The organism is Marinobacter sp. G5_S1_61_S3 (assembly GCF_054968585.1).
Genome location: NZ_JBQKUK010000010.1, coordinates 180,177 through 204,709, shown reverse-complemented (window position 1 = coordinate 204,709; position 24,533 = coordinate 180,177). Strand labels below are relative to the sequence as shown.

The window sequence follows — 24,533 nt, the reverse complement described above, 5'->3', positions numbered from 1 at the left end:
TGTGAGTAAGCCCCCCACAGTCAACCATCGGATCATCGCAGTTCACGATGATATCCGCCCGGTTAAGAACGTAGCTCTTGCCGGTGATGGTATTCTCGACCACCTGGTGCTTCCCTTCCTGGCGCACGCCTGTGAACTCACCGATAAACCCGGTTTCACGCAGGGAGACGGTTTCCAGGCGGTCGCCCGGGCTGATTTTGCCCTCGTAGTTCATTAACGCAAGCCGTGCTGAAGTACCCGTGCCGGTGGTGCTGCGGCAGATGACGCCAGGGTGCACATAAGTGGCCGAACGGGAGCGATACGAATGATCCGACAATTGTTCAACCGGCCCCATGAAATGGAGGAAGGGCAAGGGTCCGACATCACCCAGCGTGTAGTGGGAGAAGCCGCGTTCTGCCTGGATGGCCTCTACGATCTGATAGGCGCATTCGCTGAGTTTGCGTTCTTCATCCAGGGTCAGGGAAAACCCAAGGCTCGTCGCGTCCACCAGGGCGTAGAAACCACCACTGTAGGCCACGCTGTAGGATACGTCACCGATCGAGGGCACGTGGATGCTGGCCTGGTAGGTGTCGATGTAACTGGGCAGCCCGCCGCAGGTAATGGCTTCTACAACACCGTCCCGAACAAGGGCGTCAATGTGGACCAGGCCCGCTGGAGCTTCCAGAGCGAAACTCTGCCACCCTTCCCGCTTGGCGACAATGCCACTCTCCAGAACGGCCGTGGCGGTACAGATGGTGTTGGAACCGGAGTAAATCGGATATCCCATCACTTCCATGATGATATAACCGGCGACTGCCTCGGGGTCTGTGGGCGGCACCAGCAGGTCCACGGACATTTCCGGGATGCCGTAGGGCTCTTCCAGTAGTAGAGTGCGAAGGCCATCTGCCTTGTCCCGCAGGTATTCCATCTGGGCGCGCACGGTGTCCCCCGGAAGCGGGCAGATCCCGCCAGTTACTATCCGGCTCACATCCCCGCCGGCGTGGGTGTCCATCAGTTGCAGTTTGAGTTCGGGACGCATTAGGACTTCTCCAGGGCAAACGGGGCGCCATGCTCGGCCCATTGGGCATCCGGGACGATTACGATTTTGCCCAGGTAGTTGCTGTTGCGGTTGACGAAGTAGCGTTCGGCTTCGTGCAACTCTGACAGTCTGAAAGCGGCGTGCAGCACCGGCTTCAGTTGGCCGCTGCGAATCCAGGCCACCAGTTGTTCGGCTTCCTCCCGGGTGCCGTGTGACACGCCGAACACCTGCACCTGATACAGGTAAATCCGTGTCCACATGATTTCACTGACGTTTCCGGCGCTGGCGCCAGCGATGCTGAGCCTTGGGTAATCATCGCGGCTGTTCATGTCGAAGATCATGGTGTCGATAAACTGATCGGTCATCTCGCCACCGGCCAGGTCCATCACGGCATCAATCGGTCGCCCCCCAGTGACGGACCGCACCTGATCCGTGAAGTTGTCCATGTCGGAACGGTCCAGCACGGCTTCGGCGCCCAGCTTGAGCAGTGGGTCGGCCTTGTCACGCTGGCTCAGCGCATAGGGAATCGCCCCCATGATGCGGCAAAGCTGGATAAGGGCCGTACCAACGCCACCACTGGCACCGGTCACAAGGATGTGCTCGCCCGCTTTTACCCGTGCTGATGTGAGCATGTGCAAGGCGGTCTGGTAGGAGCACATGCCCATGGCGGCAAGTTCGGCATCGGCCAGATCGGCATTCTCGACATGGTGAAACTGGTCGGAAGGCACAGCAATATATTCCGCGAACCCACCATCGGCGCCGTGGCCGTAGTAGTCCGGGGTCAGGTTGATATCCCGGCGGTCGTCGGCGTAGAGGTTGAAGTCCAGCAGGCCTCGTTGGCCGATCCGCGTATCCTCAACACCCTGCCCCACGGCGACGATACGCCCAACAACGTCCGCGCCTTGAACTCTTGGGAACGTCAGCGTGGCTGAGCCTCCCATCTGAAAGGAGGTTACGTCGCCTTTATCCTTGGTGGGGTATAGACCCTCCCGGGCTTTGCGGTCGGTGTTGTTCTTCGCGGTGGCGGTGACCTGGACGAGCACCTCTCCCGCACCAGGGGTGGGGATGGGCACATTTTCGGTGTATTCCAGTTTCTCGACGCCACCGTGGCCGGTGAGCAGCATGGCTTTCATGGTCTTCTGGATCATGGGCGTTCTGCTCCTGCTTTGCTGGATATCAGGTCAGGATAGGCCAGATTCATACCAGTGTCAGGGCCCCCAGGCCGCTTTTACCGCGCAATAACCTTGTAGATCGGCCGCAGTTTCGGGATCTGCTTGAGGACCACCTGGATGATGGTCATCAGAGGCACCGCCAGCAGCACACCCACCGGCCCCCACAACCAGCCCCAGAAGAAGATGGATACGAAGATGACCACGGGATTGATGGCCATGCGAAAACCGTGGATCCAGGGTTCGATGAAAAAACCGACGGTGGAGGTAAGTGCCAGGTAGCCGAGCGGGGCGATGGCCATTATCCAGAGTGTGTCAAGGCTGGTGGCAGACACAACCGCAAGCAGGATGATGGTCAGGATAACGCCCAGATAAGGGATGAATCTGGCCAAGCCGGCAACGAGCCCCCAAACGGCTGGGTCCGGAAGCCCCACTGCCCAGCAGATGAGCCCGGTGGTGATGCCAACCAGCAGGTTGCTGAGGCTGAGTACCGCCAGATACTGGGCGATCTGCTGCTGGGAATCGCGGGCAATCTGGAGCACGTTGCGACGTTGTCGTCTCGGGAGTTGCCGCACAAAGTTGAGGATGATGCGGTCACCGCCCACCAACAGGAAATAGGTCAGGGCCAGCGCAAGTGCGAGGCCGGCCGCACCGTTACGGGCCTTGGTCAATAGCTGATTGCGCCACGAGTCGGTTTTCAGGACGACAGTGTTGGTTGTGGTCTTCTCGTCCTTGGACAGTTCGTCCATGGACTCCTCCACTTTCTTTGCCGATTCGTTGACCTTGTCAATCTGGCTTTTAATGCCGCTCTCCCCCATGAGCAGTCGTGAGATCCCCTGTGGCGCCTGCTGCGCCCACTCCAGGGCAGGCGTTGCGACGGCGGCCCCAACACCCGCCAGACCAGCGATCACCACGATGATCAACACCAATGAGCTGAGCACCCTTGGGATCCCGGCTTTGTCATAGGCTTTTTTGACAAGGGGAAACAACAGCAGGCTGGTCAGGACCGCCAGGACAATTGGCAGGACAATCTGGTGGGCGACGTAGAGGGTATAGAGTATCCCGAGCGCAAAGAGGCCATTCAGTGGTGTCGCGAGATCAGAGCGTGCGGGTTGTTCGTTATCGTTGTTCATGCGGGTCCATGCACCTTGTCGGGCTGTATTGGGGGTATGATACCTGAGGCACCACGGTGCTCAGTGTACCTGTCGCTCGGCTGCCATTCAGCCCTTTTGGGCCAACGCCCGGTCATTGCCAGCACGTCACTTTTGTTGTAACACATAACCGGATACCCTGTTGGAAACTGTCTCTGAAGAGTTCATACATGGCGAACTACAAGATTGAAATTGACGAAACCTTTGATGTGCCGCGCAACCGTGTGTTTGCACTGTTTGCGGACCATGAGCGCTTCGGGAAGCTGTTGGGAGCGCCGGTGAAGCGCATTCGCGACAGCGACCAGGCCGACCCCAACGGCCTTGGGTCCATCCGCAAGATCGGCATCGGCCCCATCGGCCTTGAAGAGACCGTCATTACCTTCGAGCCAGGCACGCTCATTGAGTACACCATTTCCAGCATGAGCCCCATCCGCAACCATCTCGGCCGCATCCGCTTCGACGATGCCGCCAACGGCAGAACTCGCGTCCAGTACACCATTTCCTTTGACGACATCGTGCCGTTTACCGGCAAGCTGGTCAGCTCCGCTCTCGACCAGGGCATCCGCAAGGGCATCCGCCGGGTCCCCAAACTGGCCTGAAAACACTTCAAACAAGGCATTTTGTGATCATGCCGTTGTCATCGGCAGCCTCGACAAATAAGGCTGTCGCCAGCCTGTCTAGTCGAGTAAAATCCGCACTTTTGAAAACGACATTGAGGCAGCGTAATGGGCAGAGCCTATCAGAATCGCAAAGACTCCATGGCCAAAACGGCCGCCGCCAAAACCAAGGTCTACAGCAAGTACGGCCGTGAAATCTATGTATGCGCCAAGTCCGGCGGTCCGGACCCGGAGGCCAACCTCAGCCTGCGAGGCCTGATCGACCGTGCCAAGAAGGACCAGGTGCCCGCGCACGTCATTGAGAAGGCCATCGAGAAAGCCCGTGGCGGAGCCGGTGAGGACTTCTCCCCTGCCCGCTATGAAGGTTTCGGCCCGGGTAACTGCATGGCCATCGTGGATTGTCTGACCGACAATCCCAACCGCACCTTCGGTGACGTGCGCCTGGCGTTTACCAAGACCAAATGCAAGATCGGCACCCAGGGCAGCGTCAGCCATATGTTCGATCATTGCGCCATTCTCGGTTTCAAGGGCGACGACGAGGAAGCGGCCCTGGAAGCACTGATGATGGCGGATGTGGATGTCACTGACATTGAGCACGAAGAGGGTATGATTACTGTGTTCGCGCCCCACACCGAATATGCCAAGGCGCGACAGGCACTGCAGGAAGCGTTTGAAGGCCTGGAGTTTGAAGTGGATGAGATCCAGTTCCTGCCCCAGACCACCACCACTGTCGAAGGCGACGACATTGAGCTGTTCGAGAAGTTCATGGACATGCTGAACGACCTCGATGACGTCCAGAATGTTTACCACAACGCAGTCATCGCAGACTGACGGGAGCAACACCTTGACCAGGGTCGTCATACTCAAAACAGGTAATACCTACCCGTCCCTTCTGGAGTCATTCGGGGATTTTGATAGCTGGTTCCTGGCAGGGCTGGCTCCGGAGCTCGACCTTAAGGTGGTCGATGTCACGGTTGACGATCTGCCGGGCAAACCCGGGGATTGGGACGGGATCGTGGTGACGGGATCTCCGGCCATGGTCAGCGACCGGGCGCCCTGGAGTGAGTGCACTGCCGCGTGGCTGGCTGAGGCAGTGACGGAAGAGGTGCCAGTTCTGGGGGTCTGCTATGGCCATCAGCTGCTGGCCCACGCTCTGGGTGGTGAAGCGGGTTATCATCCACGTGGCCGGGAAACCGGCACCCATCAGGTAGAGTTGCTGGACGCAGCGATGGATGACCCTTTATTTAAGGGGTTGCCCCAAACATTCCCGGCGCAATTGACACATCGGCAGTCCGTTCTCCGGCTGCCGGAGAACGCCGTTCTTCTGGGCCGAAACGAGTTCGAACCGCATCAGGCCTTCCGCGTGGGCCGCTGCGCCTGGGGTATCCAGTTCCACCCGGAATTCTCAGCAGAGGTGATGCGGGCCTACCTCAAGGTGCAGGCACCCGATCTGGAAAAGGAAGGGCTCGATGCCAAGGCACTGATTGAGAACGTGATCGATGCGCCCAACGCCACCTCCCTGCTCGGCCGGTTCTCCAGACTGGTGCTCAACGGCCTGCCAACGGACCACTAATCCAGTATGTAGGCGGTTTTCTCCAGCGCGTTTTCATCTTCGTCAATGAAGCGGAATTCGTTCCAGCCAATGCGAACCAGGTCGTTACTGTTCAGGCGCTGGCGTCGGTCAATCCGCAGTTCATTCACAAACGTTCCGTTGGTGCTGTTCTGGTCGGTGATGTAATAGTCCACCGTGCCTTCCAGATAGGCATTGGGCACCGCCTCGATCAACGCATGATGGCCGCTGACTGAAATCTCGTCGATGCGGATATCGTTATCGCCACGCCTGCCGACATGAATCTCCGGCTGATCCAGCTCAAAAGTGGTCACCACAACGTTGTCCACCAGTTGGGAAAGTGACGCCATACAGGCCTCCTCCATTAATTAAGAATCAACAGTACAACGGACACATTGTCGGCCGCCTCGTTATCCAGGCTCGCATCCACCAGCGCCCGGACCTTATCGTCGGGTGTTTCGCACACAGACATCAGCGACAGCCATTGGTCCTCTGGCAAGGCCCCCGTCAGGCCATCGGAACAGAGCAACAGGGAGTCTCCAGCTGCCATCCGCACGCGGCGGAAGCTGGCAATGGCCGCTGAGGCGCCAAGCGCCCGTGTCAGCACATTACGAAAAGGCACATGGGGCACGTCATCAGGGCGGATGCTGCCGTCATCCAGCATGTTCTGTACCACGGTGTCATCCCGGGTCTGGCATGCCAGTTCGCGCCCTTGAACGAGATAGCAGCGGGAATCCCCCAGGTGGGCAATGTGAGCCTCACCGTCAATCACCCAGGCCATGACCAGCGTGGTCCCCATTTTGGCCAGGTCCGCATCGGCAGCCCTTCGATCAGCAATTCGCTCACTGGCCAGGTTGATCGCAAACTGTATGGCATCGTCCGGCTCCTCCGGCACCCCCTCATCCGGCGACAACCAGGGCACCAGCACTTCCATCACCGTGTCTACGGCAATGCGGCTGGCCACTTCTCCGCCGTGGTAACCGCCCATGCCATCGGCAACCACCAGCAGCACCTGCCGGTTATCCTCGCTGACCCGCCAGTCAATAGCGTCCTGGTTGGCTGTACGCAACGCGCCTACATCCGTTATGCCAGCCACCTGGGGATTCATCACGATGCTTCCTCCCTTGCCTCACGGCTCGCCTGTCTTCGCAACGCTTCCGCCATGGTGGCGGCACTCAGGAAGCGCTTGTCAGGCTCCCGTTGTATGGCTTTATTAATCAGACGGACAACACCGTTGGGGAGTTCCGGGTTGAACTCGCGGACACTCCGTGGGCGCTTGTTCAGAATCTGGTAGGTCAGGTTGGCCAGGGTATCACCCTGATAGGGTGTTTCCCCGCACACCAGTTTGTACAGCGTGATTCCCAGGCTGTAGGTATCGGTGGCGCCAGTCACTTTCTGGCCCTTGAGCTGCTCAGGGGACATATACAGTGGGCTGCCCATGACACTGCCGGTGCGAGTCCGGGAGTCGTCGGAGATCTTGGCTATGCCAAAATCGGTAATCTTGATCTCACCGTTGTCCGGGTTGAAGATGATGTTACCCGGTTTGATATCGCGATGGATGATCTTCTGGCGATGCGCGTAATCGAGGGCATCCGCCACCCGGGCGACGATATCCAGCACCTTCGCCAACGGCAGTAACCGCCCCGGCTTGCCAAATTCACTAAGCGGCCTGCCCTTGGCATAATCCATGGCGATAAACGCAAGGTCGGCCTCTTCCCCGACATCATACACAGTGACAATTGCCGGATGGCTGAGGCGGCCCGCCGCCTCGGCTTCCCGAAAGAAGCGTGATTTCAGGTCCCGCAGTTCGTTGTCCTCAAACGCCTGGTAACTGAGCGTCTTGATGGCCACGGTACGGGCAATCTTGGGGTCCTTGCCGAGATAGACCACGCCCATGGCGCCCCGCCCTATCTCGCGCTCGATCTCGTAGCGGCCCAGGGTGGGCCGGCTGACACTTTGCTCAGGCATGACCAGGGTTCGGGTATTGTCAAAGCCACCGGGAGAAACAACGGTTGCCTCGGTGGTCAGGCTCCCGAGTGCCGCCAGGCGTTTTTCCACGTCCCGATACTTTCGCTTCTGCTGAAGAATCTGCTGGTAGGTGGCTGACGCGCGGTCATACTGCCGCTTGCGCTCCTGCTGAATGGCGATGTCGTATTGCAATGCCAAGGTATCTTCGGTGGGCGGGCATTCAGCCAGCACCTCCAGCGCCTCTTCGGGCTGTCCCTGTTGCAGCAGCAGACGACCAAGCCGCGTGCGGGCTACGCGGACATTCTCTGACAAGGCGACGATATCCCGCCTCGGTTGCAGCCAGAACAGCATGATGACATAGCCGACCATCAGCAGGGTCACCACTTCACCCAATGGCAGCCAGGCGCTCTGATAGAACATGAACGCTGCTTGCAGAACCACCAGTGCCCCGGCAATCAGTAACAGCACCGGCAGCGCGACCGCTCCACCCATTCTGGGAACTGCAAGTACCAGGATGAGTGTCGACACCATCAACCCGGCACGAATCGCCAGCGCCGACCACTCTGGCTCGACGAGCCCCCGGGCCTGCAGCGCTATTGCGAAGGCGTCCGGTGTCATATCCACAACCCGAACAGCATCCCCAATACCCTCAGGGTTGCCAAGAGCGCTGAACAGCACCCGATCCAACCAGCCCAGCAGTGGCAGCGCGTCACCCACAAACACACAAGCCAACGCCAGCACAACAATGAGCAGGCGCAGACTGAACAGACGGGAACCAATAAAAGCCAGTGAATTCACAGGAATCGTTATCGTAAATGATTGATCCAGCAAGTTTAGAAAGTGAACGCCGGCAGCGATAGTTCCAGAAGAACGTTTTTTGTAAGTGTTTGTTTACCTGGGACCACGATCACGTCGCGACCATTATTAACCCAGGATGACAAGGGTGTAAGGACGGCACAGGTTCCGGTGCAGTATAGTTTCGTCTTTGGACCTTTTCCGTCAGGAAGTACGACGATGACAGTGAAGTTACTGATCGGCCTGGTTATTCTGACCATCACAACAACCGGTTTTTACCACACATTGAAGCCCCTGCCGCCGGGGATAGGTTACGAGGGCACAGTCCATCCTCTGACGAATGCCAGGCTTCTCACCGACAGGACCCTGCATTTCGGCAACGAGGAACCGCGGCTGGACCAGGAAATTTTCGACGAGGCCCTCAACATGATTTCGGCGGCTCGCCGTTTTGTTCTGGTGGATATGTTCCTCTTCAACGGCACCCGCGAGGAAGGCAGCCGTCAGCGGCCATTGGCAAGGGAGTTGACTGACGCCCTGCTCAAGCAACGCAAGGCGAATCCGGATGTGCGTATTGTCGTTATTTCCGATCCCATAAACACCGTATACGGTGGTACGGTCTCGCCCTACTTCCAGCAATTAAGGCAAGCAGGCATTCCGGTAATAGAAACCAGGTTGGAGCGCCTTCGTGACAGCAACCCCATCTGGTCCGGCCTGTGGCGCTTCTGTTGTCAGTGGATGGGCAACTCCGCGACCGGGGGCTGGCTACCAAACGCACTCGGTGAGCAGCCGGTCACCCTGCGCAGTTACCTGGCCCTCCCCAACTTCAAGGCCAACCACCGCAAAGTCCTGATCACCGACAACGCAGAGGGCTTTAACGCCCTGGTGACCTCCGCCAACCCCCACGATGGCAGTAGCCGGCACAGCAATATCGGCCTGCGATTCGGAGGGCCTGCCGTGGCCGATTTGCTGCTCAGTGAGCGTGCCGTTCTGGCGATGTCCGGTGCAGACACCGAGGTGGTGGACGAAATGATCAGCAGCCTGCCTCAAGCCGCGGCCGGCATCGCTTCGCTCGATACCATCCAGGTCGTCACAGAATCGGCCATACGGACAACCGCGAGAGACATCATTGGCACCGCAAAGGCAGGCGACAGGCTGGATCTGGCCATGTTCTACCTGTCGCACCGAACGTTACTGGAAGAATTGAAAGAAGCCCACGAACGCGGTGTCGAAGTGCGGATACTGTTAGACGCCAACAACGATGCTTTTGGCATGGAAAAAAGCGGCATACCCAACCGGCAGTCGGCCATGGAGCTAAATGGCGCCGGCATTACCGTACGTTGGTGCAACACCGAAGGTGAGCAGTGCCACAGTAAATTACTGCTCAGGCGCGACAGCCACGGCAACGCTCAACTGCTGCTCGGCTCGGCCAACTTCACCCGCCGCAACCTTGACGACCTGAACCTTGAAACCAGCGTACTCGTGCGCTCCAACGTGCACTCAGAGATCGTGCGCAAAGCGGCCGGCTTCTTCGAGGAGCAATGGAACCACGGCCCGGGCGAAACACCGGTAATGAGCCTGCCTTACAATGCCTGGGCCGATGAATCCCGGATACGGTATTGGCAATACAGGCTGATGGAGGCAACGGGACTGTCCACATTTTAAGTTTCCGTCACCATTAGGAACCTGGGACGCCGAAAACGCGTGCTACTATTAGGTCAGCTTGAATGTCGGATGTAGCCGTCGGCTACATCGCAGGCAGCAACCGGAAAGACCGCTTCTTGAACGAAAATAACAGGAGAGTGTAATGCAAACCCTGAGAAACCATCTGCGGTACGTATCGTTTGTCATGGCCATCATGATGGCTTTCGGCTCCGTTTGGGCATCGTCCGCCTCGGCGGGCATGGTTGGAACCGGTGAACTGCTGACCGAGCAACGCACGGATCTGGACCGCCAGTCACTGCTCAACATGCTTGAGCAGGATGAGGTTAAAGAGAAACTGGCGGAAATGGGCGTTAGTCAGGAGCAGGTTGAACAGCGCATACAGAACCTGACGCCGGAGGAGTTGTCGTCGTTTGAGCAACAACTGGCGGAGGCTCCCGTTGGCGAGGGCGTTGTCGGGATCATCGTTCTGTTCCTGCTGGTGTTCATCATCACCGATATGCTGTGCGCCACCAATATCTTCCCGTTCATCAACTGTATCCGGTAGCGCAATAGCTCCGTGATCCGTCCTACCCAGTTGCACCTGCTGCGAATCGTTGTCAGTCTCTTACTGGCAACGATTCTGGCGGGCTGCGCCAGCCGCCCCCAATGGCCCGATACCCCTGCCCTGAACACGGCCGGTGTTGACCAGCGGAAAGTGCTGGACCATGTTCCCTTCCACGCTCAGGAACTGTACCAGTGCGGCCCGGCATCCCTGGCCATGATGCTCAACAGCCAGGGCCTGAACACCAACCCCGCCGTACTGAAGGAGTTGGTGTACCTGCCTGCCCGCCAGGGCAGCCTGAAAGTTGAAATGGTGTCCGCCGCCCGATCCCATGGCTTACTGGTCTACCCGCTGGACGGTTCGCTCAAGAGCCTGTTGGAGGAGATAGCCTCTGGCCACCCGGTGCTGGTGATGCAGAATCTGCGATTCGACTGGTGGCCACAATGGCATTTTGCCGTGGCGATTGGTTACGACGCCAGCGACCGCTCCATCATCCTTCACACCGGCACCCAGGAGCGGCACGAGCAGGCACTGGAAGTGTTCATGGCCACATGGGACCGCGCAGACAACTGGGCCACGGTCATCCTGCCGCCCGACCGACTACCTGCAACGGCGCAGCCCCTGCGCTATCTGACATCCGCCAACGACCTGGAAACCACTGGCAGGACCATCGCTGCCACTGAGGCTTATCGAACGGCCGAACAGGCCTGGCCAGACCAACCGGCTGCCATCATGGGGCAGGGAAACATTGCCTGGCAACAGGGCCAGGTGGACCTGGCCGCGCAACATTTCCTGAGACTGACCGCCAAATTCCCGAACCTGGCCGCAGGCTGGAACAACCTGGCCCACGCACTGGCCACCCAAGGCTGTGCCACGGCATCAAGGACCGCAGCGAGCTGTGCCAGCGCCATCGATCCAGAGCGTTTCGACGGCAATGTCCAGAACGACAGCGACGGACCCCGTCCCGTCGAGTGCCCTGTACTGGACTGCCCTACCCCGATTCACTGAATCTTCTGGAACAGCGCGACGTCCTTGGCCGGAACCTCCAGGCGCCACCCATACCTCCGGGCCAACCAGGCCATGGTGAACTCGCGATAAAACACGACATGGGTTGGGTCCCGCCGGTAATGCCAGTTGGCAAATCGCTGGTCGTCTGTCTGGAAGCAGGTCATCACACCCAACCAGCCACCCGGTTTCAGCAGCCTGTCCAGCCGACGGAACGTATCCGCCGGGCGGTGAAGGTGTTCCACCACCTCCGTGCAGGATACGAAATCATACTGGTGTTCCAGAACAGACGTTTCCGGATGAAAGAAGGGATCATAGAGCGACATGTCCATGCCCGCTTCCCGCAGTATCCCGGCCAGCGCCGGGCCGGGGCCACAGCCAAAGTCCAGGCCGCGTGCACCCGCTTCCAGCCTTTCGAGTAACGGCCTGGTCATCTTCGAAAGAAAGCGGCGATAGCCCTCATCTTCCGGATGATTGTCGTGAAGGTTGTAGATATCCCTTTCCCGGCGCTCGTCCAGCCAGCAAGACGAGTCCATGACTGTGGCCTCACAGGTTTCACAACGATAATACGGTATGCCTTTGATGGTCTGGAACGGCACCAGTGAGCGTGTTTCACACACCGGACAGGGCACTTTCAATGGGCGATCTCCTGCAAAATCTAACGAATGTTTCATTGTCATTTCCGGCCATCACACCAGAACCGTGACCGGTGAGCAAAATCGACCCGAGCAACCCTGCCTATACTGGGCCAAGACAGAGTAAACAACTGTGCGCTGAACGCGACAGTTCCAGTTCAATAAGGCTACCTCTCATGGAACGAACGGTGGAAACGTCCAGCCCGATGGCGCTCGAAGTGCCGCTGATCTCGGCACGCTACGCCCGACAGTTTATTCGGTTTATGGAGCGCAAGGGCGTTCGGCGCCACGCCATCCTTGGAGATACCGACATTTCCAGCGATATGCTGGACGATCCCGATGCGAGTCTTTCCATGGGGCAGGTCCGGCAACTGCTGGGCAAGGCGGAGTGGCTGATGGGCGACGAGAGGGCGGCCTTCCAGTTCGGCCAGCAACTGGACCTCCCGGCCCACGGATTACTTGGCTTCGCCGTGCTCGGCCAGGAAAACCCCCGGCGACTGATCAGCATGATTGTACAGTACTTGCGCGTGGGCCTGCCGCTGATGGACATGGACCTCAGTTCAACTGGATCCACTTTCAGGATACAACTGATCGACAATTGGGGCCTTGGCGACTTACGCCCCTGCCTCACCAAAATCTATATGGGCAGCATCCATCGAATTTCATCCCAGGTGTGCAATCACTTCTGTTTTGAGTTCGATTTCGACTCGTCCCTGGAACCCGAGCAGTGGCGCAGCATTGCTGCCGACTGCGAATTTCGCTTCAACGCTCCGGCGAGCCAGGTCACCATGCCTTTGTCCGGCCGACCTGTTCGCAACGACGATACCGGCCTGGAATTCATCCTGGCCAACGCCCGCTCACGAGAGCGGGAACCATCAGAACAGGCCGATGAAACCGTCATGCAGGTGCGGGAGATGATCATGAGCCAACCGGGCCGCCCCTGCACCATGGACAATCTTGCACGTCGGCTCGACATGAGTCCCCGCACCCTGCGACAGCACCTGTCGACCGCAGGCACCTCATTCAGAGTGCTCAGAAACGAGATACGTCAGAACTTTGCCACTCTGTACCTCACCGATACAGTCATCCCACTCGATTCCATTGCTGAGAAGCTGGGGTTCAGCGACCAGGCCGGTTTTACCAAAGCCTACCGCTCCTGGACGGGCCAGACGCCCGGTGATGTCCGCCGGCAGGCCCGCGACCGTAAATAGCTCTCATCCTCAAAGTGCTCTCGCTCCTGATAGCCCGCACTGAATGATTTTCGGGATTTGAAGGGCGTCACGAAATTGGAATTTCCCCGGCTCTCTCTCCGCTTTGAACAAAAACCTTGCCGGCCTTAGCAATGACCCGAACCGCTCGGCGACGGCCTAATGGCACTGCGTGGAGATAGTAACCTCCGCGCAGTCATAAAGGGACACATTGCAAGACCGATACAGCAGTCCTCATCGGTGATTTCTGCATACCCACACAACAAAGATTGAAACCCTAGAGGACGAACTCATGAAACTCAGGAATCCCAACAAAAGCGTCCGCACGCTCGGTACTGCGATAGCAGCCGCGGCGCTTATGACCGGTGGTGGCAATGCCTTTGCCGAACCGGTGTCACTGGAACTGGAATTCACCTGCCCGTTCCCGTTGATTGGCGAACAGCCCATTCGAGCGCAAATCAGTGCCGATGTACCCACCCAGGCAACCGTGGGGCAACCCACACCAGAGTTCACGGTGGATGCCCTGACAACGGTGAATGAAGATTCCAGGCTGGGCCTCAAGCTGGTGGGTTCCGCCACCATTGAAGGCACCGCCACCAATGAAACCATTGTTGTCACGCCGAGCCGTGAGATTGACCTGACGGTACCGCTGACCATTCCCCAGTCGCCCATTCCCGATGAAACCGGCGAATTTACCGTTCCGGCTCAGGGCACTTCCCCGGCCATCACCTTCACCGAGGATGATGTTGGCGAGGCGGTCATCAGCATCGGTGGCCTTACACTCGACATGATCGCCCGTGTTGAGAACGGCGATATTGCGCCTGCGCCCATCGGCGAATTTACCTCCGAGTGTGTTCAGAACGCCGGCCAGGACAACATTCTGCAGACAGTGCAGGTGGTTCCCGACGAGCAGTTTGAACCCCGTATCGCGGTCAGCCCGGAAAACATCGACTTCGGCAACGTGCAGGCCGGCACCACCGCGGAAGAGGTGGTTACCATTTCCAATACCGGCCAGGCAGAACTTGGCATCAACAACATCAGCCTTGGTGGTGCGGACGCAGCAGCGTTCACCCAGACCAACAGCTGTACCACTGTTGCTGCCGGCGAAAGCTGCGACGTCAACGTCACCTACATCCCCGATGGCGAAGGTGACCAGAGCGCTACTCTGAGCATTGAATCCGGCGACGCCGAGAACCCTGTGGTGGACGTACCGCTGACAGGCACCAGCGTGCTCGCGCCCGTTCCGGAAATCAGCGTTACGCCTGCTGACGTCAGCTTTGGCTCGGTGATGCTCGGTGAAACTGCCACCGCACAGGTCACCATTGCCAACGAAGGCAACGCATCGCTGATGATCAACGCCATTGAGATCGCCGGTACCAACAGCAGCGATTTCACCCAGACCAACGACTGCACAACCGTGGCACAGGATGGCAGCTGTACCGTTGAAATCAGCTTCATGCCGTCTGCCGCCGGTGGACGCAGCGCGACGCTCAACATTGCCTCTGACGACCCTGAAACCCCGGACGTCTCCGTGGCCCTGAGTGGTCAGGGTAACGATGGCAGCGACGATGTGCTCGAGGTGCTTCTGGATCTGGAAGGACAGACCGACATCAACGCTTCCGGAAGCTCTCTGCCTCTCTCAGGCAGCATTGCAACGCAACTGGAGCTGGCAACCGGTATGTTCGAAGCAGATCTTGCGCTTGACCCCACCCAGGGACAATTCAAGATCCCGCTGCTGTTCAAGAGCTTGACTGCCAACGCGAAAGTGACGTTCGAACAGGCTGACATGACTACGGGTACGCTGATAGACGGCAACCTGACGGCCAACTCCTCGCTGTATGTGGAAGTACCGAAAGTAACCGTACGCCTGTTCGGCCTGAAAATTCCGGTAGGTGGTGGCAAGGATTGCCGCACGGCGGATCCGGTCAACATCGAGCTGGCTTCGGTGGAAGGCACCAACTTCTCGCTGTCCGAGGGCGGTGATGTGACTGGCAACTACACACTGCCTCCCCTGCAGAACTGCGGTCCGCTGACCGACGTTCTCAACCAGTTCCTCGCCGGTCCGGACAATGGCATTGATCTGACATTGACCCCGAACCTCTGAGGGAAGTAAGGGAGGCCCCCAGAGGCCTCCCGGTTTTCCGGCAGCCGCACTTTCGGGTGCCGGCAAACCACCATAACAACACCAGGAAGGATGATAACAATGAAAAGCCTGAAGCAATCAGCGTTAGTGTTAGCCATCGCGGGCCTGCCCCTGAGCGGGTATGCCGAACTCAAACCACTGCACGACGCCGACATGGGCCAGATTACCGGCCAGGCGGGCGTTACCATTGAACTCGAAACCCAGGTCACCATGGACGAGTTCACCTACACCGATGAAGGCACGCTGGGCATCAGCGACATCTTCATTGGCGGTGCGGATCGCATCGACATGTTCGAGGAATTCACCTCCGGGCGCGATGCCATTTTCGGCACCAGCAGCACGGATCTGATCGACAACATCAAAATTGAACTGGATGTCGCCGACGATGGTGATGCCATTATCAACGTATTCCCCATCACCGCACGGCCCGTGGACTTCGCCGTACGTACCGGCGCCTGGGAGCTGCGGGGCAACGGCGGCGAGAGCACGTTGTTGGCGGACAACTTCTCTGCGGAGGGTCTTATACTCCAGGCCCAGGCAACCGTGGATACCGACACGGACGCCCTCAACCTGACCACCCGGTTCGCCATCGATGAGCTGGAACTGGATGTGCCCTTCATGGCCGTGGGGATTCGTGACATGCGGATTACCGGCGCAGGTTACGATCCGGACAACCCTTCACTTCTGCCACTGTTCACACTGGTGGATATGGACATCTACAAGGATGCCAATGCGGCGGGTACCGACAGCCTGGCTATCGACATCAACACCTTTGAAGCCGATATGTCCATCGGCCAGGTGCTGGTGGGAGGCACCTCCATTGGTTCAGTGGGATTGGATGATCTTGCTATCCGCAACACCTCCATGCGGGTGTACGGGCACTGACACCCAGCATCGCTCTCCGGGCGCAAGCCCGGGGAGCCCCCCAATCTCCGACCGGTCGCTACAACGCGCCAAAGAGCACCACCATCACGACCGCCAGGAACAGCAGAAACCAGGTGGCGTAACGGTTGGCCCGATCCTCTCCATGGGCAGACGCACTCTCCGGGGCATTTGCCGATTCGTATTCAGCGACCAGGGTACGAGCCAGGACGTAATCTTCATCCTCAACATGAACATTGGTAAATCCCGCGGCACCTATCTCGCCCATGGCCCCTTGCAGGTAATGACCGCCAACATGACACTCGATGCCTCTGGACTGCAGGAGGCCGGCGACGATATGGGCTTCGGCCAGATCTCGGGCGCGATACGCTATTTGCATTGGCAGGCTCCGGTCACTTCCAGGAATGTCTTAATTGAACCCTAGCCTGCTTCACGACATTCGTCGATTCTCGCGGGTTATTTTGGCAGTCGACCGGTCCTCTCCAGCCGTTCACCCACCCAGCGGTGATAAAGCTTTGCGAATGCCGGGCGAATCACCGGTAAGCCAATCAGCCAAGCCAGTGGCTTCAGCAACCACACCCGCGACATCAGCAAAATGTAGGCATCCAGTTCCCGATGAATGTTGCCCCGGCCATCTTCAACATGCAGTTCCTGAAGTGCTGCAACCGGGTCAATACCCAGCTGTTTCAACTCTTCGTCACGACCGGTGATATCAACCCACTCGACAGCGTCACCGGTTCGGCCCGCCAGCCGTTCATAAAATTTGCGATCCCTCACACAGCTTGGACAGGCGCCATCATAAAATACCCGAAGCCGATCTTCTGATGCGGTCATAGCCCTCTCCATTTGTTGCATCGCATTCACTTGATTACACGATAAAACAATGATTACTGTTATCAAAACAAACAGAAAATCGCCGCAAGGGACCAGGTGTAGCGACTATGACCATAGCCAGCCGTATCAACGCGCTTTACCAAACCGAGTCACGCCGGGTGCAGGCCACGCTCATTCGCCTGCTTGGCGACTTTGACTTGGCCGAGGAGTCCATGCAGGAGGCCTTCGCCGCTGCGGTGAAACAGTGGCCTGAACAGGGCATTCCTGACAATCCTGCGGCTTGGCTGATCAAAACCGGCCATCGACGCGGCATTGACCACATTCGCCGGCGACAGACCGCCCGGGATAACCTTTCCCGCGTCGCCGAGGACGAGCCCTACACCCCAGAGCCGGACACCGACCACATTGATGACGACCTGCTGCGGCTGATTTTCACCTGTTGCCACCCAAGCCTTGCCATCGAGGCCCAACTGGCACTGACGTTGCGCGAGATATGCAGCCTTACCACCGAACAGGTCGCCAGCGCCCTGCTGCAGAAACCCACCACCACAGCGCAACGAATTGTCCGCGCCAAGCGCAAGATACGTGAAGCGAATATTCCCTACGAAGTTCCGGAACGAAAGGAGCTCCCTCAGCGCCTGCAGAGCGTCCTGAAGGTCGTCTACCTGATCTTCAACGAGGGTTATTCCTCCAGCGAAGGCAACACCGTCGTCAACATCAGCCTCGCTGGCGAGGCCATTCGCCTGGCCAAACTACTGGCCGAACTGTTGCCGGATGGGGAAGTCTTCGGCCTGTTGGCGCTGTTGCTCCTGCACGATTCACGGCAGCATGCGCGCCAGGACGCGAATGGCGAACTGATAACCCTGGAGGACCAGAACCGTACCCTCTGGGACCAGGAGCAGATTCGCTCCGGACTGGCCTGGCTCGCCCGAGCCCTGGAACTGACACCAGCGGCACCCTATACCCTTCAGGCTTCCATCGCCGCCGCCCACGCCAAGGCCGCCACCGCTTCGGATACCGACTGGGCCCGTATCGCCAGGCTATATCAGGCTCTCTATCAACGTCAGCCATCCCCGGTCATTGCCCTGAACCACGCCGTGGCGGTGGCCATGCGAGACACACCGGAGGAAGGCCTGAAGCTGCTCGACCAGTTGGCCGGCCACAAAGCCATCCAGAGTTACTACCTCTATCACGCCGCACGCGCCGATCTCTTTCGCCGTTCAGGCGACCTCGCAGGCGCCCGCACTGCTTATCAGAGAGCATTGACCCTCACGCAACAGGGGCCGGAACAACGCTACCTGAGCCGACGGCTGACGGCTCTCGACAGCGCGTGATAAAAAATTTTCCCGGGCTGTCGATTCAGCCACCTTCCGTACGACATACAGATAACCACACGCAAAAAGGGAGATTCACATGAAGTACGTGGCTCTGGTGTACTACCAGGAAAGCATCATCAACAACATGACGGAACAGGAGTGGCACGACCTCAACCAGGAGTGTATTGCCGGCGTGGAGAAGCTCACCAGTCAGGGCAAGTTTGTAACCGGCCAACCTCTGCAGCCCATCGACACGGCTACAACGGTGAGAGTCAGGGACGACGAGGTGCTGATCTCAGACGGCCCGTTTGCCGAAACCAAGGAACAACTGGCGGGCTTCTACCTGCTGGATGCCAACGACCTGAACGAGGCTCTGCAACTCGCGAGCCGTATCCCCCCTGCGCGCTTTGGCAGCATTGAAGTCAGGCCCGCGCGCGAACTTCCTCCCAAGGACTGATACCAGGAGATTCAACATGACGTATGTCGACGGATTTGTAGCGGCGGTCCCCACCGCCAACAAAGAGCAATACATCAAACACGCCAGCGATGCGGCCGTGGTGTTCAAGGATCACGGCGCCCTCAAACTGGTGGAATGCTGGGGTGACGATGTGCCCGACGGCGAGGTCACATCGTTCCCCATGGCGGTGAAGTGCAAGCCCGATGAGACGGTGGTGTTTTCCTGGATACTCTGGCCCTCACGCGAGGCCCGGAACAGGGGCATGCCAAAAGTGATGGAAGACCCCCGTATCCAGGCGGATGTAAATCCCATGCCCTTCGATGGGAAACGCCTCATTTATGGCGGATTTGAAACGGTTGTGGACGAGTAGTCTACCCCAGCCGTTTCAACGCGTTCTCGATGGCCCCCGCCCAGCCATCCGGAGTCTCTTCCCTGAACCCGGACGTGCCAGTATATGCACTGGAGATAACCACGTCCGGTGTCAGGGTACCCAGCAACCTCACGCTGCGAGCCAGCTCTTCCCTGTCGCTGACACCCTTGATGTAACCCGCCTGCCACTCACCGGACTCCGACAGGAACAGGGTATCGCCGGTGAAGAGATAACGCTTCCCACTCGGAGACAACACCTGAAAACAGGTGCTTCCGGGTGTGTGCCCTGGCGTCGGGATCACCTCAATGTTGTTCAGTATGGTTTCACGATGATCAAACAGAACGTCGGGATCGCGGATCTTGGCGAACACCTCCCGCTCTCGGACATGACCGCCAAGAGTGGCACCAAAGCGTTGATGGATCGTCACCAGCGTCTCCCCCAATTCGTCCTGATGACTAAGGAGTTGATGGGCGACACCACCAAGCTCTGCCATTCTATCAATCTCGTGATGATGGCCTGTGTTGTAGAACAATACGTTGCCGTCGTCCCGGGTCAGTAGATAGGCGTGGGTTGTCAGCCCCGGAAACGGGCTTTCAACATCCGTTTCCCACAAATCAGTCTGGATCTGTCTCATCGCTTCCTCCTGTTGTTGTGTCAGGTTCGACAGCAGCTTAAAACCTGAAGTAAACTTGAGGTCAACAAATCCAGCGATTGGAGTTGGCTATGGTGAGCATAGAAAACGGAGAAATTAAAACCGCTCTGAGCGTCGGCGAGGTTGCTGAGCGCAGTGGAGTCGCAGTCTCAGCCATACACTTCTATGAGAAGAAAGGACTGATCGACAGCTGGCGCAATGCCGGAAACCAGCGACGTTTCCATCGGGGCGTGTTGCGTCGAATCGCCGTTATCAAAGTAGCGCAACGGCTTGGCATTCCGTTGTCGGAGATCGGCGAAACCCTGGCAACCCTGCCGACCGACCGCACCGTGACATCCCACGACTGGCAGCGGCTCTCCGAGCAATGGAAGTCCGATCTGAATCACCGCATAGAGTTACTGGTCGGACTTCGGGATCAACTCACAAGCTGCATCGGCTGCGGCTGCCTGTCCATCGACGCCTGCCGGCTACGCAATCCCTGGGACGAGCTTGGCGATGAAGGCCCCGGCGCGAGATTGCTCGATAGCGACGCTCCCGAGAAATAGACGTTATCAAGGCTGCTTTCCGCTCTCTGTAGCAGGTTTTTCCGATTCATGTCCCACACAGCACTCCTCCTTGAGAAACCCGGTCAGTGCTTCCAGTAGTTCGAAATTTGGCAAGCAGGTAATAACACGGCTGTGCTTCACCTGCTTGATAAGACCCGCGTTGGCCATGCGCGACAGATGGTGAGAAAGAGTTGACCCGGGAATTCCAAGCTGGCGCTGCACATCGCCGACGGACGCGCCGTCGTGGCCCGCCTTCACCAGATACCTGAAAATCGACAGCCTGTGAGTATTTCCAAGCTCTGCGAGACACATAGCCGCTTCTTCATTTGTCATAGCCATCACTCTTAATTCGATAATTCTAGAAACTTACTTGACAGCAAAGCCAAGCGCAATTTAGATTTATATTTCCATATATCTAGAAATATAGAGGTTACCATGTCACAGGAAATGCAAGACACCCTGGGGATGTTCGCTTTTCTCGCCCTGGAATTATCAGCCCTGTTCCTATTGATCAGCTATCTCGTTGGAGTGCTGCAACGTTATGTGCCGCAAGAGAAGATCGCAGCCGCGCTCAGCGCCCGGCGCGGCAAAAGCTATTTGTATGCCGCTCTGCTGGGAGCGATCACCCCCTTCTGCAGCTGTTCCACAATTCCCTTACTGAAAGGGCTTATCCGTGCCCGTGCCGGGTTTGGGCCGATGATGGTTTTCCTCTTCGCGTCCCCCTTATTGAATCCGATCATCGTGGTGCTGCTGTCCGTCACGTTTGGCCTGAAGCTAACCGGTATTTTCGTTACCTTCGGCCTGCTGGTCTCCGTTATTGCCGGATGGGTACTGCAACGCCTGGGATTCGAGCGATATCTGCTCAACGTCGATACCGTTAAGGGTGGTTGCTCAGCGGCATCCGGCAACGCCGGGTCCACGAATACGGAACCCTCCTGTTCCGGCGGCAGCTCCGGGGCAAGCAGTTCCATTACATACAGCAGCCAGGGGTACGCTATTCCCGTCGTGTCCTACTACGAATCACTTCTCGGGGATATCCGTGCCGGGAAATTCAACGGTTTATGGAACGAAACCTGGTCGGATTTCAGAAAGGTGCTGCCATACCTGATAGTGGGTATCGCGGTCGGAAGTGTTATCTACGGTTTTGTTCCAGCAGACCTGCTCGCTGCGTATGCAGGCGACGACAACCCCTTTGCCATACCGATTGCAGCGGTTATTGGCGCGCCCCTCTACATCCGTGCCGAGGCGGTCATCCCATTGGCAGCGGCCCTATTGGGTAAAGGTGTCAGCGCTGGCGCGGTGATGGCTTTGATCATTGGCAGTGCAGGCGCCAGCCTGACAGAACTGATCCTGTTGAAGTCTCTGTTCCGCTGGCCGCTCGTGGCTGTCTTCCTGGCGGTGGTAATAGGCATGGCAATCAGTGCCGGCTATGCAACCTTTTTGCTGTACTGAACACGCCCGATACTTACAACGGGACCTTCCCCCGCAAGGCCTTGGTTTTCCCCTTGCGGGTCTTTTTGTCCACGCGCCGTCGCTGTGATCCCTTGGTGGGGCGCGTGGGTCGGCGGGCTTTCTGCTGCTTTACCGCGTCCTGAATCAAGGCTTTCAGGCGTTCAAGGGCGTCTTCCTTGTTCAGCTCCAGGGTGCGAAATTTCTGCGCCTTGATGACAATCACACCTTCCTTGCTAATGCGCTGATCGGACAGTCGCATCAACCGCTCTTTATAGAACGGTGGCAAACTGGAGTTGAGGACGTCGAAGCGCAGGTGAACGGCGGAGGCTACCTTGTTGACGTTTTGGCCACCGGCGCCCTGGGCCCGGATCTGGGTAAGCTCGATCTCCCAGTCCCCCAGTTCCACCGCATTGGAAATTTTCAGCATGACAGGCCCGTTTTCTCGATAGATTCACGCAGGCTGGCATCCAGCTCATCAACGTCCAGGCTTTGCTCGCTAATGACTTCGAGACGGGACAGTTCTCGTGGTTCGCACTCAGATACCGACAGCGCGCCGTCCGCCATATTGATCGTCCGCCAGCCATCACTGGTTTGAGCCACAGCCTTGAACCGGACAAAACGGCTATCGAGCGATAATGCCAGCAGAGCGGTTTCTGAAAAGACCGTGTCTGGATGGACACGCCAGCCCACGCTGAAATGCCCCTGCCCACAGTTGCTGACCCACTGCCACGGTTCGTCCTGGATATCGGGAACCGGCGAGGCTTCCGAAGAGGCATGGTGATGATGCGCGTGGGGCGTACTGACCTCGGAGAGCGCGGTCTCCCCGTCGAGCCAGGCGGATTCCAACCGGCCTTTCCGGGTGTGGAAAACAGCCGTCTTTTCCGGCTGCAGCTCGGCCACCCAATGATCAAACCGGTCAACCTGCTCCGGTGTGCAAAGGTCAGTTTTATTGGCGATCACAATATCAGCTGCCGCAACCTGATCCTGAAACTGTACGTTTTCCAGAACCTTTTGCTCCTCAAGCCTTCTCGGGTCGACCAGGCAAAGCACGGGGCCCAGTTGAAGCACATCCTGATAATGCTCTCCCGTCAGGGTTTCAATAATCTGGGAGGGATGCCCAAGGCCCGTGGGTTCAATCAGCAACCGGTCTGGGCGGGCTTTATGAATCAACTGGTTGAGTCCGATTTGCATCGGTAACCCGGCCACGCAACACATGCAGCCTCCTGGCACTTCCCGCACGAAAGCACCTTCGGTTTCCAGCAAGGCGCCATCAATGCCCACTTCGCCAAACTCATTCACCAGAACCGCCCACACCTCCCCTTCCGGCTTTTTTTTCAGCAGGTCCAGTATGGCGGTGGTCTTTCCCACGCCCAGAAAGCCGAGCACCAGATTGGTGGGTATTGGTGAAGTCATAGATCGCCCGTGTCGTTCATTGAAAAGGTCGGCAGAACATAGTGTTATAACATAACACTGTAGTATTCCCCTAATACCCGCTGCGATTCGCCCGCTGATACTGTATTCAGGCTACCACCAACAAGCACAAGGAGACGGGTATGAACGGTAAAAAAATACTGATGATCACAGGTGATTTCACCGAGGACTACGAAACCATGGTGCCCTTTCAGGCACTTCAGGCCGTTGGCCACACGGTGCATGCGGTCTGCCCTGACAAAAAGTCAGGAGACACCGTGGCCACGGCCATCCACGACTTCGAAGGCGACCAGACCTACACCGAAAAGCCGGGCCATCGTTTCGCCCTGAACGCCGATTTCGCCGGACTCAACCCCGCGGATTATGACGCGCTTGTCGTACCCGGTGGTCGCGCCCCGGAATACCTACGCCTGAACGACGACGTCAAGAAACTGGTCCGCCACTTCTTTGAAACCGAAAAACCGGTGGCGGCCATTTGTCACGGCGCACAACTGCTGGCCGCGGCCGGTGTGCTCGAAGGCCGCGAATGCTCTGCCTACCCGGCGTGCCAACCGGAAGTGGAGCTGGCGGGAGGCCGCTTCGCCGCCATCGACGTTGACGCCGCGGTCACCGATGGTAATCTGGTGACAGCACCGGCATGGCCAGCGCATCCGCAGTGGCTGGCACAGTTTTTCAAACTGCTGGACAAGTGACGGAAACGGGGCTGCCAATGCAGCCCCGGATTCACGAGGACCACACCATGTGTAAACTCTTCGTCCACGCGGATTCCGAACTCTGGATCAGCCGCACCCATTCCCTGCGCATCGACGGCATGGTCACCAGTATTCGCATGGAGAACGCGTTCTGGAACGCACTCACAGAAATCGCCGCCCGGGACGGCATGAACCTGCCCCAGATGATCACCAGGCTTTATCACGAATCCATCGATGCCGGGCATGACCTGGGCAACTTCACCTCCTTTCTGCGGGTCTGTGCCATGCGATACGTCGCCCTGCAACTCAGCGGCGATATTCCCCGCGACACCCAGATACCCATCGCCTCCCTGGATGCCGACAAGATCCTCGCCAGGAACATGGACCAGAAGCCCCCCAGCGAAGCCACGCACTAAATCC

General features: G+C 58.1%; 29 protein-coding genes. 16 read left to right on the top strand and 13 right to left on the bottom strand.

Translation table 11 applies throughout. The features are described from left to right. The 3 genes from ACTRWH_RS12105 to ACTRWH_RS12095 all read right to left on the bottom strand — a co-directional run. The coding region (locus tag ACTRWH_RS12105; RefSeq protein ID WP_462826449.1) for a proline racemase family protein at nt 1-1,018 on the bottom strand (1,018 nt) is incomplete at its 3' end. Next, nucleotides 1,018-2,166, bottom strand: a complete 1,149-nt coding sequence (locus ACTRWH_RS12100; RefSeq protein WP_091641652.1) for a zinc-binding dehydrogenase — start codon at nt 2,164-2,166, stop codon at nt 1,018-1,020. The genes ACTRWH_RS12100 and ACTRWH_RS12105, both read right to left, overlap by 1 nt. An 80-nt stretch (nt 2,167-2,246) precedes the next feature. Then, a complete protein-coding gene (locus ACTRWH_RS12095) occupies nt 2,247-3,320 on the bottom strand; it encodes an AI-2E family transporter (protein WP_228210529.1) in 1,074 nt (357 codons plus the stop codon). 188 nt (nt 3,321-3,508) lie between these two features. Here ACTRWH_RS12095 and ACTRWH_RS12090 point away from each other — a divergent pair, with 188 nt between their 5' ends. The 3 genes from ACTRWH_RS12090 (at nt 3,509) to ACTRWH_RS12080 (ending at nt 5,528) form a co-directional block, all read left to right on the top strand. Then, nucleotides 3,509-3,937, top strand: a complete 429-nt coding sequence (locus ACTRWH_RS12090; RefSeq protein ID WP_041335876.1) for an SRPBCC family protein — start codon at nt 3,509-3,511, stop codon at nt 3,935-3,937. Nucleotides 3,938-4,063: 126 nt separating this feature from the next. Beyond that, nucleotides 4,064-4,786, top strand: a complete 723-nt coding sequence (locus tag ACTRWH_RS12085; protein WP_091641657.1) for a YebC/PmpR family DNA-binding transcriptional regulator — start codon at nt 4,064-4,066, stop codon at nt 4,784-4,786. 13 nt (nt 4,787-4,799) lie between these two features. After that, a complete protein-coding gene (locus ACTRWH_RS12080; RefSeq protein WP_228210528.1) occupies nt 4,800-5,528 on the top strand; it encodes a glutamine amidotransferase in 729 nt (242 codons plus the stop codon). Here the strand turns inward: ACTRWH_RS12080 and ACTRWH_RS12075 are convergent. The 3 genes from ACTRWH_RS12075 to ACTRWH_RS12065 are packed head-to-tail and all read right to left on the bottom strand — an operon-like array spanning nt 5,525 to nt 8,291. Beyond that, entirely contained in the window at nt 5,525-5,875 is a 351-nt protein-coding gene (locus ACTRWH_RS12075; RefSeq protein ID WP_091641659.1) for an FHA domain-containing protein, read from the bottom strand. The two genes, ACTRWH_RS12080 and ACTRWH_RS12075, sit on opposite strands and share 4 nt — an antisense overlap. Before the next feature lie 14 nt (nt 5,876-5,889). Next, entirely contained in the window at nt 5,890-6,633 is a 744-nt protein-coding gene (locus tag ACTRWH_RS12070; RefSeq protein ID WP_036204502.1) for a PP2C family protein-serine/threonine phosphatase, read from the bottom strand. Next, complete coding sequence (locus ACTRWH_RS12065; RefSeq protein ID WP_091641896.1) at nt 6,633-8,291, bottom strand: serine/threonine-protein kinase; 1,659 nt, start codon at nt 8,289-8,291, stop codon at nt 6,633-6,635. Before ACTRWH_RS12065 ends, ACTRWH_RS12070 begins: the two co-directional genes overlap by 1 nt. 216 nt (nt 8,292-8,507) lie before the next feature. Between ACTRWH_RS12065 and ACTRWH_RS12060 the strand changes: the two genes are divergently transcribed. From ACTRWH_RS12060 to ACTRWH_RS12050, 3 genes are all read left to right on the top strand, one after another. Then, complete coding sequence (locus ACTRWH_RS12060; protein ID WP_462826448.1) at nt 8,508-9,950, top strand: phospholipase D-like domain-containing protein; 1,443 nt, start codon at nt 8,508-8,510, stop codon at nt 9,948-9,950. Nucleotides 9,951-10,092: 142 nt separating this feature from the next. Beyond that, entirely contained in the window at nt 10,093-10,494 is a 402-nt protein-coding gene (locus ACTRWH_RS12055) for a PA2779 family protein (RefSeq protein WP_350035802.1), read from the top strand. 12 nt (nt 10,495-10,506) lie between these two features. After that, a complete protein-coding gene (locus tag ACTRWH_RS12050; RefSeq protein WP_288353689.1) occupies nt 10,507-11,499 on the top strand; it encodes a PA2778 family cysteine peptidase in 993 nt (330 codons plus the stop codon). On the opposite strand, the gene ACTRWH_RS12045 is transcribed toward ACTRWH_RS12050, so the two are convergent. Further along, nucleotides 11,493-12,170, bottom strand: coding sequence for a methyltransferase domain-containing protein (locus tag ACTRWH_RS12045; RefSeq protein ID WP_462826447.1), 678 nt, complete (start codon nt 12,168-12,170; stop codon nt 11,493-11,495). The genes ACTRWH_RS12050 and ACTRWH_RS12045 overlap by 7 nt on opposite strands. Before the next feature lie 137 nt (nt 12,171-12,307). Between ACTRWH_RS12045 and ACTRWH_RS12040 the strand changes: the two genes are divergently transcribed. The 3 genes from ACTRWH_RS12040 (at nt 12,308) to ACTRWH_RS12030 (ending at nt 16,367) form a co-directional block, all read left to right on the top strand. Further along, nucleotides 12,308-13,342 (top strand): AraC family transcriptional regulator, encoded by a 1,035-nt coding sequence (locus tag ACTRWH_RS12040; protein WP_174447640.1) that lies wholly within the window; start codon nt 12,308-12,310, stop codon nt 13,340-13,342. 289 nt (nt 13,343-13,631) lie between these two features. Further along, nucleotides 13,632-15,443: a choice-of-anchor D domain-containing protein gene (locus ACTRWH_RS12035; RefSeq protein WP_350035805.1), complete on the top strand. Its 1,812-nt coding sequence runs from the start codon at nt 13,632-13,634 to the stop codon at nt 15,441-15,443. A 99-nt stretch (nt 15,444-15,542) separates the two neighbouring features. After that, nucleotides 15,543-16,367 carry a DUF6160 family protein gene (locus ACTRWH_RS12030; protein WP_462826446.1) on the top strand — a complete coding sequence of 275 codons (825 nt, stop codon included), beginning with the start codon at nt 15,543-15,545 and terminating at the stop codon, nt 16,365-16,367. Between the two features lie 58 nt (nt 16,368-16,425). Here the strand turns inward: ACTRWH_RS12030 and ACTRWH_RS12025 are convergent, their stop codons facing one another. Together ACTRWH_RS12025 and ACTRWH_RS12020 are read right to left on the bottom strand one after the other, a co-directional pair. Continuing rightward, the gene (locus ACTRWH_RS12025) at nt 16,426-16,743 is read right to left on the bottom strand and encodes a putative signal transducing protein (RefSeq protein WP_036204490.1); all 318 of its coding nucleotides are present in this window, start codon (nt 16,741-16,743) and stop codon (nt 16,426-16,428) included. 77 nt (nt 16,744-16,820) lie between these two features. Further along, nucleotides 16,821-17,198, bottom strand: coding sequence for a thiol-disulfide oxidoreductase DCC family protein (locus tag ACTRWH_RS12020; protein ID WP_091641670.1), 378 nt, complete (start codon nt 17,196-17,198; stop codon nt 16,821-16,823). Between the two features lie 107 nt (nt 17,199-17,305). On the opposite strand from ACTRWH_RS12020, the gene ACTRWH_RS12015 reads away from it, so the two are divergent. From ACTRWH_RS12015 to ACTRWH_RS12005, 3 genes are all read left to right on the top strand, one after another. Continuing rightward, entirely contained in the window at nt 17,306-18,532 is a 1,227-nt protein-coding gene (locus tag ACTRWH_RS12015) for an RNA polymerase sigma factor (RefSeq protein ID WP_273623063.1), read from the top strand. 79 nt (nt 18,533-18,611) lie between these two features. After that, complete coding sequence (locus ACTRWH_RS12010; RefSeq protein ID WP_007151921.1) at nt 18,612-18,971, top strand: YciI family protein; 360 nt, start codon at nt 18,612-18,614, stop codon at nt 18,969-18,971. A 16-nt stretch (nt 18,972-18,987) separates the two neighbouring features. Continuing rightward, entirely contained in the window at nt 18,988-19,341 is a 354-nt protein-coding gene (locus ACTRWH_RS12005; protein ID WP_036204482.1) for a DUF1428 domain-containing protein, read from the top strand. 1 nt (nt 19,342) lies between these two features. Here the strand turns inward: ACTRWH_RS12005 and ACTRWH_RS12000 are convergent, their stop codons facing one another. Further along, nucleotides 19,343-19,975 (bottom strand): MBL fold metallo-hydrolase, encoded by a 633-nt coding sequence (locus tag ACTRWH_RS12000; protein ID WP_041335856.1) that lies wholly within the window; start codon nt 19,973-19,975, stop codon nt 19,343-19,345. Nucleotides 19,976-20,064: 89 nt separating this feature from the next. Here ACTRWH_RS12000 and soxR point away from each other — a divergent pair, with 89 nt between their 5' ends. Further along, nucleotides 20,065-20,538, top strand: a complete 474-nt coding sequence (gene soxR, locus ACTRWH_RS11995; RefSeq protein ID WP_286811305.1) for a redox-sensitive transcriptional activator SoxR — start codon at nt 20,065-20,067, stop codon at nt 20,536-20,538. 6 nt (nt 20,539-20,544) lie between these two features. Here soxR and ACTRWH_RS11990 read toward each other — a convergent pair whose 3' ends face one another. After that, nucleotides 20,545-20,871, bottom strand: a complete 327-nt coding sequence (locus ACTRWH_RS11990; RefSeq protein ID WP_036204480.1) for an ArsR/SmtB family transcription factor — start codon at nt 20,869-20,871, stop codon at nt 20,545-20,547. A 102-nt stretch (nt 20,872-20,973) separates the two neighbouring features. Between ACTRWH_RS11990 and ACTRWH_RS11985 the strand changes: the two genes are divergently transcribed. Continuing rightward, nucleotides 20,974-21,990 carry a permease gene (locus ACTRWH_RS11985; protein WP_286811306.1) on the top strand — a complete coding sequence of 339 codons (1,017 nt, stop codon included), beginning with the start codon at nt 20,974-20,976 and terminating at the stop codon, nt 21,988-21,990. A 13-nt stretch (nt 21,991-22,003) separates the two neighbouring features. On the opposite strand, the gene arfB is transcribed toward ACTRWH_RS11985, so the two are convergent. Both arfB and ACTRWH_RS11975 read right to left on the bottom strand, forming a co-directional pair. Next, nucleotides 22,004-22,417 (bottom strand): alternative ribosome rescue aminoacyl-tRNA hydrolase ArfB, encoded by a 414-nt coding sequence (arfB, locus tag ACTRWH_RS11980; protein WP_075195873.1) that lies wholly within the window; start codon nt 22,415-22,417, stop codon nt 22,004-22,006. Further along, nucleotides 22,411-23,403, bottom strand: a complete 993-nt coding sequence (locus ACTRWH_RS11975; RefSeq protein WP_462826445.1) for a GTP-binding protein — start codon at nt 23,401-23,403, stop codon at nt 22,411-22,413. Before ACTRWH_RS11975 ends, arfB begins: the two co-directional genes overlap by 7 nt. Nucleotides 23,404-23,543: 140 nt before the next feature. Here ACTRWH_RS11975 and ACTRWH_RS11970 point away from each other — a divergent pair, with 140 nt between their 5' ends. Both ACTRWH_RS11970 and ACTRWH_RS11965 read left to right on the top strand, forming a co-directional pair. Next, entirely contained in the window at nt 23,544-24,113 is a 570-nt protein-coding gene (locus tag ACTRWH_RS11970; RefSeq protein WP_041335849.1) for a DJ-1/PfpI family protein, read from the top strand. Nucleotides 24,114-24,160: 47 nt separating this feature from the next. After that, a complete protein-coding gene (locus ACTRWH_RS11965) occupies nt 24,161-24,529 on the top strand; it encodes a ribbon-helix-helix domain-containing protein (RefSeq protein ID WP_036205757.1) in 369 nt (122 codons plus the stop codon). Nucleotides 24,530-24,533: the final 4 nt, after the last annotated feature.

Excerpts from the sequence above, each read along its gene's own strand:
- ACTRWH_RS12100 (WP_091641652.1), bottom strand. The coding sequence starts at position 2,166 with ATGATCCAGAAGACCATGAAAGCCATGCTGCTCACCGGCCACGGTGGC.
- ACTRWH_RS12095 (WP_228210529.1), bottom strand. The coding sequence starts at position 3,320 with ATGAACAACGATAACGAACAACCCGCACGCTCTGATCTCGCGACACCA.
- ACTRWH_RS12090 (WP_041335876.1), top strand. The coding sequence starts at position 3,509 with ATGGCGAACTACAAGATTGAAATTGACGAAACCTTTGATGTGCCGCGC.
- ACTRWH_RS12085 (WP_091641657.1), top strand. The coding sequence starts at position 4,064 with ATGGGCAGAGCCTATCAGAATCGCAAAGACTCCATGGCCAAAACGGCC.
- ACTRWH_RS12075 (WP_091641659.1), bottom strand. The coding sequence starts at position 5,875 with ATGGCGTCACTTTCCCAACTGGTGGACAACGTTGTGGTGACCACTTTT.
- ACTRWH_RS12070 (WP_036204502.1), bottom strand. The coding sequence starts at position 6,633 with ATGAATCCCCAGGTGGCTGGCATAACGGATGTAGGCGCGTTGCGTACA.
- ACTRWH_RS12060 (WP_462826448.1), top strand. The coding sequence starts at position 8,508 with ATGACAGTGAAGTTACTGATCGGCCTGGTTATTCTGACCATCACAACA.
- ACTRWH_RS12055 (WP_350035802.1), top strand. The coding sequence starts at position 10,093 with ATGCAAACCCTGAGAAACCATCTGCGGTACGTATCGTTTGTCATGGCC.
- ACTRWH_RS12045 (WP_462826447.1), bottom strand. The coding sequence starts at position 12,170 with ATGAAACATTCGTTAGATTTTGCAGGAGATCGCCCATTGAAAGTGCCC.
- ACTRWH_RS12040 (WP_174447640.1), top strand. The coding sequence starts at position 12,308 with ATGGAACGAACGGTGGAAACGTCCAGCCCGATGGCGCTCGAAGTGCCG.
- ACTRWH_RS12035 (WP_350035805.1), top strand. The coding sequence starts at position 13,632 with ATGAAACTCAGGAATCCCAACAAAAGCGTCCGCACGCTCGGTACTGCG.
- ACTRWH_RS12030 (WP_462826446.1), top strand. The coding sequence starts at position 15,543 with ATGAAAAGCCTGAAGCAATCAGCGTTAGTGTTAGCCATCGCGGGCCTG.
- ACTRWH_RS12025 (WP_036204490.1), bottom strand. The coding sequence starts at position 16,743 with ATGCAAATAGCGTATCGCGCCCGAGATCTGGCCGAAGCCCATATCGTC.
- ACTRWH_RS12020 (WP_091641670.1), bottom strand. The coding sequence starts at position 17,198 with ATGACCGCATCAGAAGATCGGCTTCGGGTATTTTATGATGGCGCCTGT.
- ACTRWH_RS12015 (WP_273623063.1), top strand. The coding sequence starts at position 17,306 with ATGACCATAGCCAGCCGTATCAACGCGCTTTACCAAACCGAGTCACGC.
- ACTRWH_RS12010 (WP_007151921.1), top strand. The coding sequence starts at position 18,612 with ATGAAGTACGTGGCTCTGGTGTACTACCAGGAAAGCATCATCAACAAC.
- ACTRWH_RS12005 (WP_036204482.1), top strand. The coding sequence starts at position 18,988 with ATGACGTATGTCGACGGATTTGTAGCGGCGGTCCCCACCGCCAACAAA.
- ACTRWH_RS12000 (WP_041335856.1), bottom strand. The coding sequence starts at position 19,975 with ATGAGACAGATCCAGACTGATTTGTGGGAAACGGATGTTGAAAGCCCG.
- soxR (WP_286811305.1), top strand. The coding sequence starts at position 20,065 with ATGGTGAGCATAGAAAACGGAGAAATTAAAACCGCTCTGAGCGTCGGC.
- ACTRWH_RS11990 (WP_036204480.1), bottom strand. The coding sequence starts at position 20,871 with ATGACAAATGAAGAAGCGGCTATGTGTCTCGCAGAGCTTGGAAATACT.
- ACTRWH_RS11985 (WP_286811306.1), top strand. The coding sequence starts at position 20,974 with ATGTCACAGGAAATGCAAGACACCCTGGGGATGTTCGCTTTTCTCGCC.
- arfB (WP_075195873.1), bottom strand. The coding sequence starts at position 22,417 with ATGCTGAAAATTTCCAATGCGGTGGAACTGGGGGACTGGGAGATCGAG.
- ACTRWH_RS11975 (WP_462826445.1), bottom strand. The coding sequence starts at position 23,403 with ATGACTTCACCAATACCCACCAATCTGGTGCTCGGCTTTCTGGGCGTG.
- ACTRWH_RS11970 (WP_041335849.1), top strand. The coding sequence starts at position 23,544 with ATGAACGGTAAAAAAATACTGATGATCACAGGTGATTTCACCGAGGAC.
- ACTRWH_RS11965 (WP_036205757.1), top strand. The coding sequence starts at position 24,161 with ATGTGTAAACTCTTCGTCCACGCGGATTCCGAACTCTGGATCAGCCGC.